This is a genomic window from Pseudomonas sp. BCA17, from assembly GCF_004519405.1.
GTDB lineage: Bacteria > Pseudomonadota > Gammaproteobacteria > Pseudomonadales > Pseudomonadaceae > Aquipseudomonas.
Genome location: NZ_SGWI01000007.1, coordinates 204,157 through 218,128, shown reverse-complemented (window position 1 = coordinate 218,128; position 13,972 = coordinate 204,157). Strand labels below are relative to the sequence as shown.

Below are 13,972 nucleotides of genomic sequence, written 5' to 3'. Positions count from 1 at the left end.
AGATCTATAAGTCATCTACGTATTCGAACAAACGCAGCGCGCCACCTGAAAAATTAATGTTAGGAAGTAATCATGTCTCTCGCAACCCTCATCAAATCCATTCAGGACATCATGCGAAAAGACGTCGGTATCGATGGCGACGCCCAACGCATCAGCCAGATCTGCTGGCTGCTGTTTCTGAAAATTTTCGATGACAAAGAGCAGGAATGGCTAACCAGCATTGCTGGTTACAAGTCGCCGCTGCAGAGCCGTTTTCGTTGGAAGAATTGGGCAAAAAGCTCGGACGGTATGACCGGAGACGAACTAATTGACTTCGTCAATAATGATCTTTTCCCCTCGCTGAAGAAGCTGGCAATCTCTGCGGGTGTGTCGGCTCATGGACGCGTCATAGGCTCGGTTTTTGAAGATGCCTACAACTATATGAAGTCTGGTACTCTGCTACGTCAGGTAATCAATACCATCGAAGAAGATGTGGATTTCAATTCTCCCAATGATCGCCATCTATTCAACGATATCTACGAAAAAATCTTGGCTGACTTACAATCCGCTGGCAATGCGGGCGAGTACTATACTCCGCGTGCAGTCACCCAGTTTATGGTCGATGTCCTCGATCCCCAAATCGGCGAAAGTATCCTTGACCCAGCTTGCGGCACAGGAGGTTTTCTCACCTGCGCCATCGAAAGTCTCAAGAAGTTAGTTAAAACACCGGTAGACCGGCAGCGCCTGCAAGAAAGCATCCATGGTGTGGAGAAAAAGCCTCTGCCTCATATGTTGGCTATGACCAATGTGATGTTGCACGGAATTGATATTCCTACAAATATTCGCCATGAAAACACACTGGCCCGTCCCTTCAAAGACTATAGCGCACTCGACAGCGTAGATATCATCATAACCAATCCGCCTTTTGGAGGCATGGAAGAGGATGACATCGAAAAGAATTTTCTCGCAAAGTATCAAACCCGCGAAACAGCTGACCTTTTCATGGCACTAATCATGCGATTGCTCAAACATGACACTGGTCGCGCTGCTGTAGTGTTACCGGATGGCTTTTTGTTCGGCGAAGGTGTCAAAACAACACTCAAACGTGAGCTTCTAGAGGAGTTTAATCTCCACACCATCGTGCGTCTGCCCAAGGGCGTTTTTGCGCCCTACACCAGTATTTCCACCAATATCCTGTTCTTCGAAAAAGGTGGCCCTACCAAAGATGTTTGGTTCTTTGAGCATCCCTACCCAGCTGGTTACAAAAGCTATTCACGTGGTAAGCCTCTAACCATCGAAGAGTTCGATCTTGAAAAAGCCTGGTGGGGTGGAGCGGCACGGAAAGGTCGTAAAACGACCCCAAACGCTTGGAAGGTCTCAGCTACGCAGATTGTAGAAGAAAATTACAACCTCGATAAAGTAGGCAAGAACCCCTATAAATTTGAAATCGAACATAGCGATCCTGAAGAACTGATGGCTGAGTATCAACAGATTTCCCGCCAGTTGCAGGAGGTTCAAGAGACCCTGAAAGCTGAACTGTTGACAGCGCTCAAAACTGCGACAGGACCTCTCTAATGGTAATTAGAGCATCGCATTTTGACGCTGCCTTTGAAGCACCTAATGGCGTAGAGAAACTGCGTGAATTTATTTTGACGCTGGCCATGCAAGGCAAACTCGTTTCGCAAGATCCGAATGACCAGCCAGGTAGTGAATTGTTCGCAGAGATCGAAGCCAATAAAAGCAGGTTACAAGCGGAAGGTCAGATCAAAGTTCCAAAACCACTGCGGCCAGTAACTACTGAGGAAAAACCATACGCACTGCCACAGGGATGGATTTGGGTGCGACTCGGCTCTATCTGCTCATATATTCAGCGGGGTAAAAGTCCAAGCTATGTGGAAATCTCACCAAATAAAGTGATTTCTCAAAAGTGTGTCCGCTGGAATGGGTTAGATATAGAGCCGGCCCGGTATATTGATCCTTCTTCATTAGAAAATTATGAATCAATCCGATTTCTACGCCGTGGCGATCTTCTGTGGAATTCGACAGGGACAGGTACTATTGGCCGAGCCTGCTTAGTTCCTGACTCTTTTGATGGGGCAAAGCTAGTAGCTGACACGCACGTGACAGTTGTTCGTTCGTTATTGATTGATAAGAGCTTCCTTTGGCGCTGGATTCAAAGTCCTATGGTTCAATCGAAAATCGAGAGTTTCGCGTCCGGCACAACAAATCAGATCGAGCTAAACACATCGACAGTTCTCTCTCATCTTATTCCGTTGCCGCCTTTGGCGGAGCAACACCGCATTGTTACCAAACTTGACGAGTTGATGGCACGCTGCGATACGCTGGAAAAACTACGTGCGGAGCGAAAGAAAAAAAGGATCACCATTAATGCAGCAGCTATTAAGCAACTGTTGACCTCCTCAGCAGCACATGACCAACTGCACGCACAAGACTTTATTGGCCGGCACTTTTCCGAACTTTACACGGTCACGCAAAACGTTACCGAACTGCGCAAGGCTATTATACAACTGGCGGTTCTAGGAAAACTTGTGCCGTCGATCCAAAATGCGTCACCTTCCAATTTTTTGATACAAAAAATTCACAGCGAAAAAAATTTGCTGCTCAAGGAGGGAAAAATCAAGGCGCCTAAGCCACAGCGGCCCTTGACGTCGGAGAATATGTCTTACCCTTTGCCCGACGAATGGCAATGGGTCCATCTTCAAGATTTAATCATTTTCGGTCCCTCAAATGGTTTTTCTCCTAAAGCTGTCGAATATGAAACAAAAGTGCGTTCTCTTACTCTGAGTGCCACAACTAGCGGAAAGTTCAAGGAGGAGTTTTACAAGTACCTTGATATTGACGTGCCCGAGGACTCGAAGTTATGGCTTCAGGACGGAGATATATTGGTTCAAAGGGGAAATTCGATGGAATACGTTGGTGTGTCCGCAGTCTATCGAGGGGAATCAAAAAAATATATCTACCCTGATCTTATGATGAAGATTAGACTAACTAAAGAAGTTGATACTGACTACGTATATTACGTTATGAGCTCTGAGCAAAGTCGTGACTATTTTCGGAGCAATGCGTCAGGTACTTCTGGGACGATGCCAAAAATCAACCAACAAGCGCTAGTCAGCCTTCCAATACCACTACCACCTTTTGAAACACAAAAGAAAATTGTTGATAGCGTTGAACGCCTCATGAAGTTATGCGATGCGTTGGAGCATCAGATTCAAGCCTCTACTACGAAGCAGGCTGAACTACTTAAATCCGTCCTGGCACAGGCGTGAGTACCTATATATGCGCCTAAAATCTCTTTACATCGCCCAGTACAAAAACTTACGTGACTTTTCTCTTATCTTTGAAGACAGCAATTTTATCGACGTTTTTGTCGGTACTAACGGCAGTGGAAAATCCAATCTATTTGAAGCTCTTATTGAGATTTTTCGCCATCTCGATCAGCTGGAACGAGCCGATAATGAGATAGCGTTCGACTACAAAATAAACTACGAGATCGACGGTATCGAGACCGAGATTGAGTGGAATGGCGGTAAGCTGCGTATCAACAAGGACCAAAATCGTACAAGTCTAGGCCAAACACCGTTTCCTGATAATGTGCTGATTTATTACTCTGGCCACAACACTACCGTATCAAATCTTATAGATAGCTACACGGAGAGTTTTCGGCGCCGCATCAAGGGAGCCAGCCTTGAAGATTCACGGCGTTTCATTGGTATCGGACCTGAGTACAAAGCTCTGTTGCTTGCGGTGCTACTAGTGCAGCCTGAAGGAACTACAGCTCGTACGTTCATTTCTAAAAAGCTGGGAATCGAAAAACTAGGCATCACCAAGCCTGGGACCGTTGAAGTCACCGAACCTGTACTCCGTATCGAGTTGCGGCGCCCCGAGTATGCCGAAGGAAAAGATGAGTTCAATTTCGAAAATAATGATGATGATCGATATTGGAAAGCTCAGGGTATTACTAAGGACTTTTTGGATATTCTGAGGAGCTGTACTTGGGGAAATTCAGAAGGGCTAACAGTTACTGAGGGCTATCTTTCCGGTAGCGATCGTTATGTACTGTATATTTCAATCAATAAGCTTCAGCAGGCATTCGCAGATAAATTGCAGGATCTATTCCTTTATTTTGACAATCTAAAAACATTGGGAATGTTGGCGGATGTCTCGGTTCCCCTGCGGCTTATCTCCGGAGGTGAAGGTAACCTTAATCACTTCAGCGACGGTCAGTTTCAATCGGTATATATTTATTCCATAGTCGAGCTCTTCAAGGGCCGGAACTGCTTGACATTACTTGATGAACCAGATGCGTTTTTACATCCAGAATGGCAGTTTCTTTTCCTCAAGCAGGTGTTCGAAATCACGAGTAATGCTGTAAGGAATAACCATATACTAATGAGTAGTCACAGTGCGTCTACTATTACTAGCGCTGACCAGAATCAGATAAATCTGATTTCATTTGATGGGACCAAAGTCTCGTCCCGTAGGGCGAATAAAGATGAAATTATCCGTTCGCTGTCTGCTGGACTGATTTCGTTCTCAGAGAGCGAAGCTAGATTAAATATAAATCATATCCTTCGAGGCACATCAGGTGCAGTTCTGTTTGCAGAAGGAATCACAGATGAAATGATTCTTGAATTGGCCTGGTCAAAACTTTATCCAGATGCAGAGTGTCCCTGCGGAATACAAAATGCATTTGATCGTATATTTTTAAGAAATCTATTTTCTCGCGAAGATTTGAAGAATAACTTTCCTGAGCGGAAAATGTTTGCCTTGTTTGATTTTGATGAGGCTTTCGATGACTGGAATGGTCTAAAGAAGGCACGTGACGAAGTCACCGACCCTCATCTAGGTTTAACAAAGCAACTCGTTTATCCTCACCATTACGCCACGCTCCTTCCTGTGCCTAATGTTGATGCGCTCAAGTGCCAAGTTCTGGACAAAACAGGTAAGCCATGGGGGCGTGGCCAGGACTCCCATTTGTCTATTGAGTTGCTTTTCTATAGCGAAGAACAAATGGGAAAATGGTTTAGGCTGAGGCCGACTCCTGGTGGTGGCGAAATTATTGAATTTTTTGGGGATAAAGTTGAGTTCGCTAAAACTTTCGTTCCAACATTATCGGCCGAATACTTTGCCCCGTTCAGACCACTGTTCGACTTTATCATTGCAAAGTGTCGCACCGAGTAAATATTAGTTTCTTCCGTAACATATTACACTTGGTGTGCGACGACGTTTTCAGTATAGAGTTCGCAAAAGAAATTAAAACTACTTCAGCAGGGAGAGAGTAGCGCCGAATTTAGGGCTTACAAGTCGTGCGAATGATTCAGAGTGTAGTCAGTAGTCTCATCGCCCCCCTTAATTTGCCGGGGGCCTGATGAGGTTTGGTTAGGATGAGCGGAGTGATTTCCTTACTACAGGTATATGCAGCCGCGGCGTGCTTGCCCTGCGCCACTTCCTACAGTTCGCCGAATCGGCCATATGCTGTATAACCGCGAAACAGGCAGACGTCAGATTATGACTGGGAATTCGCCGCTATTGAGGAGCTAGAGCGCCAAAGCTATCAGTGCGAGCCTCAGCTCGGTGCCGCAGGCTTCTTCATCGATCTGGCTGTTCGCGATCCTTGCCAGCTTGGCCGCTATTTAATGGGTATTGAGTGTGATGGCGCGGCCTACCACTGAGACGTAGCTGCGTTTGTAGGTTCGCCATGACTGTATATGCCCGTTAGCTGCCCCCGCGAAAAAGGCAGATGAGTCGTTTGCTGCAGTTAACCGTTAGTAGACCGCCGCGGCCCCAAATAGGGGGTCATGTGAATCACGACAGCAGTTCAGGCGCAAAATGGTCCCCTACGCATCCTGCTTTGGATATTTTTGACAGCTGAAAGCGATCAGACAAGTATCTGGGGATAGATTTAGAGATAGAGTTCCCCACCAATAAAAATAATCATCTTAAAAATTATACACTTGTGTTATTTTTCGACTCCTGGTGCCGGCACCATATAAGACGAAGCCCTCACAGCAATGTGAGGGCTTTGTTGTTTCTGGAGTTTGGGATGCACCGTGTCCACAAAACGTCCACGCCCTTCCCTTCGTATTAAGCCCCATCCGCTTTCCTTGCTCGTATTGTCTAGCCCTCCCAAACACCAAACGCCCACACCACCTGCATATAACTCCTATTCAGTAGACGACTCTACCTCAGCGCCCAGTACGAACTCGCCGGCCCACCGGATCAAGCAAACCGACCACCTTTTCTGCGCAGGTACATCATCTGCGCGGTGACGCCGATGATCAGCGCCACTGCGATGCTGGCTTGTGCGCCGATCAGTACAGGCGATTTCAAGTCGGTGACGAAGGGATGCCCGTCGGGTACTCGGCGCAGTGTTTCGGAGACGGTGGGCACCATCAGGAAAAATGCCGTAAGGCTCAGGAAAATGGTTTCCAGGTACGCCCGTGCGCGTCCCAGCCAAGCCACGTGCCCTACGCCGTAACCCGCCACCAGCAAGGCAATCGTGATGACGCCAATGAGGTTGCTGACCGGCTGCTTGGCGACCAGGAACACGCTGAAAGCGCCGATCAGCATCGACACCAGGTAGAACCTGCCCGGTGCTGAACGGGGAACAATGCGGCCGGAGCGGATGAACATGTAAGCCGCCAGTGGAATGGCGGGCAGGCTGCCGAGGGTGTGGATCCAGCCAAGGGCGGAGATTCCGAACATTTTGCTTTTCCCGTGTGATTGGAAGATAGGCATAAACGACCGGCGCTGGAAACGTTCATCCAGATCGCCTCAGAGCGTTATGATCCGGGAATCAGCTTATTGAAGGCATGGCCGGACAGACATGACCAATCCCCTCGAAAATTTGATCATTCATCCGGAAATGCAGCTGGAAGGCTTGGCCAAGGGCGACCTTTTGTCTCAGGTACTGCGCAGATTCGCCTGACGGGCGACCGCGTCTATGCATCTGAGCTGGTTATCGGGCAGCCGCTCATGCTCGATGAAAAGAGCGCGCATATCTGCGTAGTCCAGCAAGGTCAGTTGCATCTGGAGGGCGGCGGCCAACCATCGGTGACGCTGGAACAGGGCGACGTGCTCCTGTTGCCTCACGATCCCACAGGCATCACGATTACGGCGCGCAACGAGCCAGCCGCAGTGGTGGTCTGCCGATTCTGGTTCGATGCGAGCAGTTTCCAGGCGATGCTGTTTGCCCTGCCCCAGTTGATCCACATTCGACAAACCGAGGCGGCGGCCTGGGCCGAAGGCATTCTGCATTTCATGCTGCTCGAAGCGCATGACACGCAGCCGGGCGGTGCGTTGATGATTTCTCGCCTGATTGATCTGGTGGTGATTCGCATCCTGCGCACCTGGGTTCAGCAGGGTGGCGCTTCGGGATGGCTTGGTGGGTTATCGGATGCGCGTATCGCGCGGGCGCTGAGGGCTCTGCACGAAACGCCTGGCCGGCAATGGCGCATTGACGCGCTGGCGGAAGTTGCCGGCATGTCGCGCTCCAATTTCTGCGAGCGGTTCAGCGCGCTGGTCGGGCGCTCGCCGTTGCGTTATCAGAATGAATGGCGGCTGACCTTGGCGAAAACCATGCTTTCCAGGCAGGGAGGTCGCATCGGCGAGGTTGGTTTTGCGGTTGGCTATGAGTCCGAGGCCGCATTCAGTCGAGCCTATAAAACCTTTTTCGGGCGTTCGCCTCGGGACGACAACGCCCGACGCTCTTCAGACAAATGATTGCCTGGGCATAAAAAAACCCCGAACCAGTCGGGGTTTTTATCGCCTGTCGTCAGGCGCGACTTGCGATCAATCAGAAAACGTTGATCGGGTAGTCGGCGAACAGACGGATTTCGTTACCGCCTACGTTGTAGTTGCTGGCGTTGTTGGAGACGCGCAACCAGGACGCACGAGCGCGCAGGCTCAGGTCTTTGGCTGGGCCGCTCTGTACGACGTACTTGAACTGGTTCCAGATTTCACGCTCGGTGCCGTCGCCACGGTTGCTACCGTCGTCGATGTTGGTACCGCGTACGTAGGCAACGTTGTAGGTCAGGCCCGGTACGCCGAAGGTGGCGAAGTCGATGCCGTAGCCAACCTGCCAGGAACGCTCGTCCTTGCCGTTGAAGTCAGACCAGTAGGAGTTGGCCAGCAGGATGGTGTTGCCACCGTCGCCGATGCCGCTGTCCTTGGTGTTGTCGCGGTAGCCGCCGTACAGGTACCCGGTGTCACCGGTGCTGCGCTGGTGGGCCACTGTGAAGCTGTGCGGGCCGACCGCCCAGGTAGCGCCCAGGCTCCAGATCTTGTTGTCGCGGGCGTCTGCGTCACCTTGGGTCTGCTGGGCGAAGCTCTTGTCCAGCTTGGTTTTGTAACCGTTAAAGTCAAACGTCAGGGACTGTTTCTCTGGCAGGGCCAGCACGTAGTTGACATTGACATATTGCTTCTTCAGCACGTCCTGCATGTTGGAGGCATACAGTGCAGCCGACAGGCTTTCGGTGAATTTGTAGCTACCACCGATGTAGTCGATGCTTTTCAGGTGGCCGCTGTCGCTGCCTTCGGCGCTCTTGCGCGCTTCTTTGGTGAAGTGACCAGCGTCCAGTTGCAGGCCGGCGATCTCTTTGGAAACGATCGAGGTACCTTCATAGGTTTCCGACAACAGGCGGGAGTTGTCGTACTGCAGGACCGGTACGGCTGGCATCTGCTGACCGTATTTGATTACGGTGTTGGAAATGCGTGCCTTGACGGCTGCGCCACCTTTGGCCAGGTCGTTGGCAGCTTCGCCGCTGTCGCCTTGTTTGAAGAAGTCGATACCGCCAGCGCCGCTACGGCCTTTACCACCGTCCAGACGGATAGCGTATTGGCCGATCACGTCCACACCCACACCGACGGTGCCTTGGGTGAAGCCGGACTCGAACTTGCCGATGAAGCCTTGGCCCCATTCGGCTTTGTCTTTCTTGCCGTTTTTGTAGTCGCGGCTGATGTAGGCGTTACGGGCAGCGATGTTCAGGTGGCTATCATCGACAAAACCCTTGGACTGCTCCTGGTCGTTTGCCATGGCTGTCGATGCGCTCAAAATCCCCAGAGCGATCAAACTCATCCGTTGCTTCAACATGTTCTTATATTCCTTATTACTGGTTGAGTACGCACTGTGACACCAGGCTCCGTGTCGCTTTCTGGTGTCGACTTTCTCCGGAAAAAAGAAGGCCCGCGGACGACTGAACTGCCGCAGGCCTTTTTTATTGGATTAAGTCATGGCGGTTAGCCACAGGCGTTGGGCGCAATCCTATGCGCGCGCTGAACTATGTGTCAATTTCGTGAATCGTCTGTATTTAGGCGAAATAATTCTAAGCCCCCATCTGCCCGCCCTTCAGTTTTTCAACAACTCACACAACGCTTGCACTTCATCTTCACTGAAGAACCCCGCCGGGTAGCGCTCAATCATCACGCTGCGCAGGTCTTCCCGCCTGGCATGTCGCGAGCCGTTTGCCTTCAACCACAGCCCCAATGCATGGATCGCATCACCGTTGACCCGCGTCGGGTGGAACGGGCGCGTGTAGATCCGGTTGATATCGGCATTCATTTAAGCGCTCTCTCCTACTGCGTGAGCGGCTAACTTACTCAAGGTTTATGACAGAACTGCGCAGTCATCAAACCTGAATTACGGAGGCAATACCGATACAAAAGCTATGCCAATGTCCCGTGTTTATAGGCTTCCGGACACAAAAAAGCCCGCGACCGTGGTGGGCCGCGGGCTTGCTGTGCACGCTAAAAAAGGGTAGCGCGCAGGTAGGGTTCAAACACTGTTACAACTGCACTCAGTTTTTGTGCGGCGCCGGCTGTTGTTGGGTCAGGCAATGGATGTTACCGCCGCCCAGTAACAGTTCACGACCTGGCACCATCACCACTTCGTGCTGCGGGAACAGGTTCTGCAGGATTTCCCTGGCCTGGGCGTCCATTGGGTCGTCAAAGCTCGGTGCAATGATGCCGCCGTTAACGATCAGGAAGTTGACATAGGAACCGGCCAACCGCACGGTCGGGTTGCGCTCCTGGCTGCCATCCACCGGGTCCACGCCCGCGCACTCTTCCTCGGTGGCGAACAGCGGCCCCGGGATCGGCATTTTGTGCACGATGAACGAGCGGCCCTGAGCGTCGGTGCTGCTTTTCAGCACATCCATGGCAGCGTGACAGCGCGCGTAGTTCGGATCTTGCGGGTCGTCGGTCCAGGCCAGCAGCACTTCACCCGGGCGCACGTAGCAGCAGAAGTTATCCACATGGCCGTCGGTTTCGTCGTTGAACAGACCGTCCGGCAGCCAGATGATTTTATCCACAGCCAGATTGTCGCTGAGCACGGCCTCAATGGCCGCGCGATCCAGGTGCGGGTTGCGATTACGGTTCAACAGGCATTCTTCGGTGGTGATCAGCGTGCCTTCGCCGTCGACATGGATAGAACCGCCTTCCAGCACAAACCCTTCGGTGCGGTAACGCGGCGCGCGCTCGATCTCCAGGATCTTGCCGCCCACCTGCGAGTCACGGTTCCACGGTGCATACAAACCGCCGTCAAAACCGCCCCAGGCGTTGAAATCCCAGTTCACCCCACGCACTTCGCCACTGTTGTTGATGACAAAGGTCGGGCCGGTGTCCCGCACCCAGGCGTCATCGCTGGACATTTCCACTACACGGATATTGGGCACGTCCAAACGCGTACGGGCGTTTTCGTACTGACCGGCTGAAACAGCCACCGTCACCGGCTCAAAACGTGCAATAGCCTTGGCCACCGCTACGTGAGCCGCCTGCGCCGGCTTGCCGCCCAGGCGCCAGTTGTCCGGACGCTCGGGCCAGATCATCCAGGTTTGGGTCTGTGGCGCCCATTCGGCGGGCATATGGAAGCCATCGGCGCGAGGTGTGCTGTGCAGGGTAGTCATGGCGTTCAGGGCTCCGAATGAGTGGATGGCCGACTTTATAGCGGATAAAAATCGGCTTTAAAAGAGAGAAGAGATCATGATAAGCAAACATTACAAAAAATAGCCGATAAAAATCGGCTGATCATAATTGCTCATCCAACACCTTCGACAGCATGTCGACAAAGAAATCCACGCTGCGTCTGGACGTGACCATGGGAGGCTTGATCTTCAAGATGTTGAGATAGTCACCGGTCGGTTGCATGAAAATCCCCAACTCCCGCAGCCGATCACACAACAGTGCGGTTTCGAAGGTGGCGGGCTCCAGGGTTTGCCGATCACGAACCAACTCCAATCCCAAATAGAAGCCAGAGCCATGAACGGCCCCCACCAACGGGTGACGGTCGATCAGTTCCTCCAGGCGCGCTTTAAAATGCCCACCGACTATCTGGGCGTTTTCCCACAATTTTTCTTCCTCCATCACATCCAGCACCGCCATGCCGATGCGGCAACTGACCGGGCTGCCCCCTGCCGACGAAAAGAAATACCCTTCGGCTTCCAACGCCTCGGCAATTTCTCTTCGGGTGATCACCGCACCCAGTGGCTGGCCGTTCCCCATGCCTTTGGCCATGGTGATGATGTCCGGCACCACGCCTTGCTCTTCAAACCCCCAGAAAAAATTGCCCATGCGGCCGTAGCCCACCTGCACCTCATCGGCGATGCACACACCGCCCTGGGCACGCACCAGGCTATATACCTGCTGCAAATAGCCCGGGGGCAGGGAGATGCCACCGGCATTGCCGTACACCGGCTCGCAGATGAAGCCCGCCAGCTGACGTTTACTCGCAGCGATTTTCGCCAGGTTGTGTTCCACACTTCGTACGTAATCCGCAGCACTGTCCGGCCCGCGGAACTCACCACGATAGGTGTTCGGCGCGGTCACCGGGTGCACCCAATCCGGTCGGCTGCTCAATGCCTGAGGGTTGTCGGCAATCGAGGTGGATACCGCATCCGCCGCCACCGACCAACCGTGATACGCCTCGAGCACACTGAGCATGTCACGCCCGCCGCTATAGGCCCAAGCCAGGCGGATCGCCAAGTCGTTGGCCTCGGTGCCGCTATTGACCAAAAAGACCCGGTCCATGCCGTCTGGCGCCAGCGCCAGCAAACGCTCGGAAAACTCGGCAATCGCCTCGTAGTGAAAGCGCGAGTTGGTATTGAGCAGCGCCCATTGCCGCGCCGCCACCGCCGCCATGCGCGGATGACCATGGCCCAGCACGGCCACGTTGTTAAGCATGTCCAGGTAGGAACGGCCCTGCATGTCGATCAGGTGGTTGCGCCAACCCCGCTCGATACGCGGCGGGTCGACGTAATAGTGTTTCTGCGAACGCGCAAAACTGGCGTCACGCCGCGCCAGCAGGGCTTCGGGGTCCAATTCCGGTTCGGCGTCACAGGCCAGGCCCAACAGTGCCGCGGGTGAGGGACAGAGCGCTTGCCATGCCGGAGCCCTGGACGGCGTGCAGAATAACGGCGGCTCAAGGTCTGCATGGCACAACTGGACCGTGAGCGGCGCATGAACTTCACCCAGGATTTGCCCTTTGACCACTACCGAGCCAGGCGCCAACTGCGTTTTCACCCCCCATAAGCGCAGGCTCAACGGCGTGTCCTGCAAGCACAGCAAACCGTCGTCACCCTCGCGCAGGGTCCCGGCAAAAGGGGCTTGTACGACGGTGCCGTGGGGAAGGTGCAGCTCCACATGAAGGGGAAAAGTATCCGGTTCGACGGCGCTGTCGGGACGCGTGCGCGACAACCGATACTGCCCATATCGACTGGCGGCCAGCCCATGCACCGCCGCCGCCTCATCCAGCAGCCGTCGGTCGATACCCGGCACTTCCCAGTTGCCGGCCTCGAAATGCGGGCTGAGTACCCCCAGGTCGATCAGCGCGAATTCACGCCCCACCAGGCCCGGCAGCAATGGGGCGAAATCGTGTTCGGCACTCGTCGGCGACGCTTCACCGGCGCACTTGAGGATCGCGGCCTCCATCAACTCGAACGGCACCGATGTCGCCACACGGAAGATTTCCCACTCGTGCTCAGCGTTTTTCAACAGGTAAGCATTGTCCGGGTCAAGGCGTTGTTGTTGCTCGCTGCTCAGCACCAGCACTGCCGCACGGGCGACGATCAACGGCCATAGCACTTGCAGCTCTTCACGTTGCAACGGCGTGACCGCGTGGCAAGCCTGGATCGCCGGCAAGATGACGACCGGGTCCCCTTCGGCATGGTGCAACAGCGCCGCACAGGTGACTGACAGGTCGGCAATGCGCCAGGTGCGCACCAGGTCGCCGAAATCAATCACGCCCTGGCATTGCCAGTGCCGTTGGGCGTCGCGCTGCCACACGACATTGTCGTCGGTGATGTCCATATGCACCGCCTGCCATGGCAACCGGTGTGCCAAAGGCCTGATGCACTCGTCGACCTGTCGAGCCACCTGTGTCAGGGCGGCACGGTGAGGCAGGTCGTCGAGTGTATTCAACAGATGGGTGATCAGTTCCTGTGCATGGCGCGGGTCCCACTGCAGGGTACGCTCCAGGCCAGGGTGCTCGAAACCGGCCAGGGCCTGGCTCATCCGGCCGCACAACGCACCGAAACCTGCGACCACTTCGCGGCTCAAGTGCGGCAAATCGGTCAAGGGCCGACCATCGATATACTCCAACAGCCGCACATGCAGGGTTTGGCCGTCGAGGCTTACAGTCAGCAGTTCACCACCCTCGAGGGTCTGAATGACCTTCGGCACACGTATGTGCTCTCGCCCCTGCAAGTCTTTGAGGGCTGCATGCTGGGCCTGTAATTCAATGGAGGCATAGTCGCCCCGGCTTATTTTCAGAACAAACCGGCCACGCTCGCTGTCGATCTTGTAATTGAGGTCTTGTTGGCTACCCAATGACTGCAATGAGCCATCAAGGCCATAATGCTGCTTGAGTAATTGCGCCGCCTGGTCAGGGCTCACTTGTGGGCAAGGTAAACTGGCACGATGGATCAATGTGGCAAGCAACATTGTGACGACCTCTGTTTTTTCAGGCGTCTATATCGCC

10 protein-coding genes are annotated in these 13,972 nt (G+C 53.3%); 5 read left to right on the top strand and 5 right to left on the bottom strand.

Annotated elements, in window-relative coordinates:
* The first annotated feature begins 72 nt into the window (after positions 1–72).
* From EXW71_RS23690 to EXW71_RS28850, 4 genes are all read left to right on the top strand, one after another.
* The gene (locus tag EXW71_RS23690; RefSeq protein WP_134660394.1) at positions 73–1,554 is read left to right on the top strand and encodes a class I SAM-dependent DNA methyltransferase; all 1,482 of its coding nucleotides are present in this window, start codon (positions 73–75) and stop codon (positions 1,552–1,554) included.
* Positions 1,554–3,269: a restriction endonuclease subunit S gene (locus tag EXW71_RS23685; RefSeq protein WP_134660393.1), complete on the top strand. Its 1,716-nt coding sequence runs from the start codon at positions 1,554–1,556 to the stop codon at positions 3,267–3,269. The genes EXW71_RS23690 and EXW71_RS23685 overlap by 1 nt, the downstream gene beginning before the upstream one ends.
* A 10-nt stretch (positions 3,270–3,279) precedes the next feature.
* Positions 3,280–5,184 (top strand): AAA family ATPase, encoded by a 1,905-nt coding sequence (locus EXW71_RS23680; protein ID WP_134660392.1) that lies wholly within the window; start codon positions 3,280–3,282, stop codon positions 5,182–5,184.
* Between the two features lie 347 nt (positions 5,185–5,531).
* A complete protein-coding gene (locus tag EXW71_RS28850) occupies positions 5,532–5,675 on the top strand; it encodes a hypothetical protein (protein WP_167659670.1) in 144 nt (47 codons plus the stop codon).
* Between the two features lie 547 nt (positions 5,676–6,222).
* On the opposite strand, the gene EXW71_RS23675 is transcribed toward EXW71_RS28850, so the two are convergent.
* A complete protein-coding gene (locus EXW71_RS23675) occupies positions 6,223–6,708 on the bottom strand; it encodes a hypothetical protein (RefSeq protein WP_134660391.1) in 486 nt (161 codons plus the stop codon).
* Positions 6,709–6,978: 270 nt separating this feature from the next.
* Between EXW71_RS23675 and EXW71_RS23670 the strand changes: the two genes are divergently transcribed.
* Complete coding sequence (locus tag EXW71_RS23670) at positions 6,979–7,725, top strand: AraC family transcriptional regulator (RefSeq protein WP_256657109.1); 747 nt, start codon at positions 6,979–6,981, stop codon at positions 7,723–7,725.
* Positions 7,726–7,798: 73 nt separating this feature from the next.
* Here the strand turns inward: EXW71_RS23670 and EXW71_RS23665 are convergent, their stop codons facing one another.
* The 4 genes from EXW71_RS23665 to EXW71_RS23650 form a co-directional block, all read right to left on the bottom strand.
* Positions 7,799–9,094: an OprD family porin gene (locus EXW71_RS23665; protein WP_060754639.1), complete on the bottom strand. Its 1,296-nt coding sequence runs from the start codon at positions 9,092–9,094 to the stop codon at positions 7,799–7,801.
* 255 nt (positions 9,095–9,349) lie between these two features.
* Entirely contained in the window at positions 9,350–9,562 is a 213-nt protein-coding gene (locus EXW71_RS23660; protein WP_123717097.1) for a hypothetical protein, read from the bottom strand.
* 235 nt (positions 9,563–9,797) lie between these two features.
* A complete protein-coding gene (gene aguA / locus EXW71_RS23655; RefSeq protein ID WP_134660390.1) occupies positions 9,798–10,904 on the bottom strand; it encodes an agmatine deiminase in 1,107 nt (368 codons plus the stop codon).
* Between the two features lie 121 nt (positions 10,905–11,025).
* Entirely contained in the window at positions 11,026–13,935 is a 2,910-nt protein-coding gene (locus EXW71_RS23650) for an aminotransferase (RefSeq protein WP_134660389.1), read from the bottom strand.
* Between the last annotated feature and the right edge of the window lie 37 nt (positions 13,936–13,972).

Bases quoted from the DNA above. Each gene is read 5' to 3' on its own strand.
- EXW71_RS23690 (WP_134660394.1), top strand. From the start codon at position 73: ATGTCTCTCGCAACCCTCATCAAATCCATTCAGGACATCATGCGAAAA.
- EXW71_RS23660 (WP_123717097.1), bottom strand. From the start codon at position 9,562: ATGAATGCCGATATCAACCGGATCTACACGCGCCCGTTCCACCCGACG.
- EXW71_RS23650 (WP_134660389.1), bottom strand. From the start codon at position 13,935: ATGTTGCTTGCCACATTGATCCATCGTGCCAGTTTACCTTGCCCACAA.
- aguA (WP_134660390.1), bottom strand. From the start codon at position 10,904: ATGACTACCCTGCACAGCACACCTCGCGCCGATGGCTTCCATATGCCC.
- EXW71_RS23670 (WP_256657109.1), top strand. From the start codon at position 6,979: ATGCTCGATGAAAAGAGCGCGCATATCTGCGTAGTCCAGCAAGGTCAG.
- EXW71_RS23680 (WP_134660392.1), top strand. From the start codon at position 3,280: ATGCGCCTAAAATCTCTTTACATCGCCCAGTACAAAAACTTACGTGAC.
- EXW71_RS23685 (WP_134660393.1), top strand. From the start codon at position 1,554: ATGGTAATTAGAGCATCGCATTTTGACGCTGCCTTTGAAGCACCTAAT.
- EXW71_RS23665 (WP_060754639.1), bottom strand. From the start codon at position 9,094: ATGTTGAAGCAACGGATGAGTTTGATCGCTCTGGGGATTTTGAGCGCA.
- EXW71_RS23675 (WP_134660391.1), bottom strand. From the start codon at position 6,708: ATGTTCGGAATCTCCGCCCTTGGCTGGATCCACACCCTCGGCAGCCTG.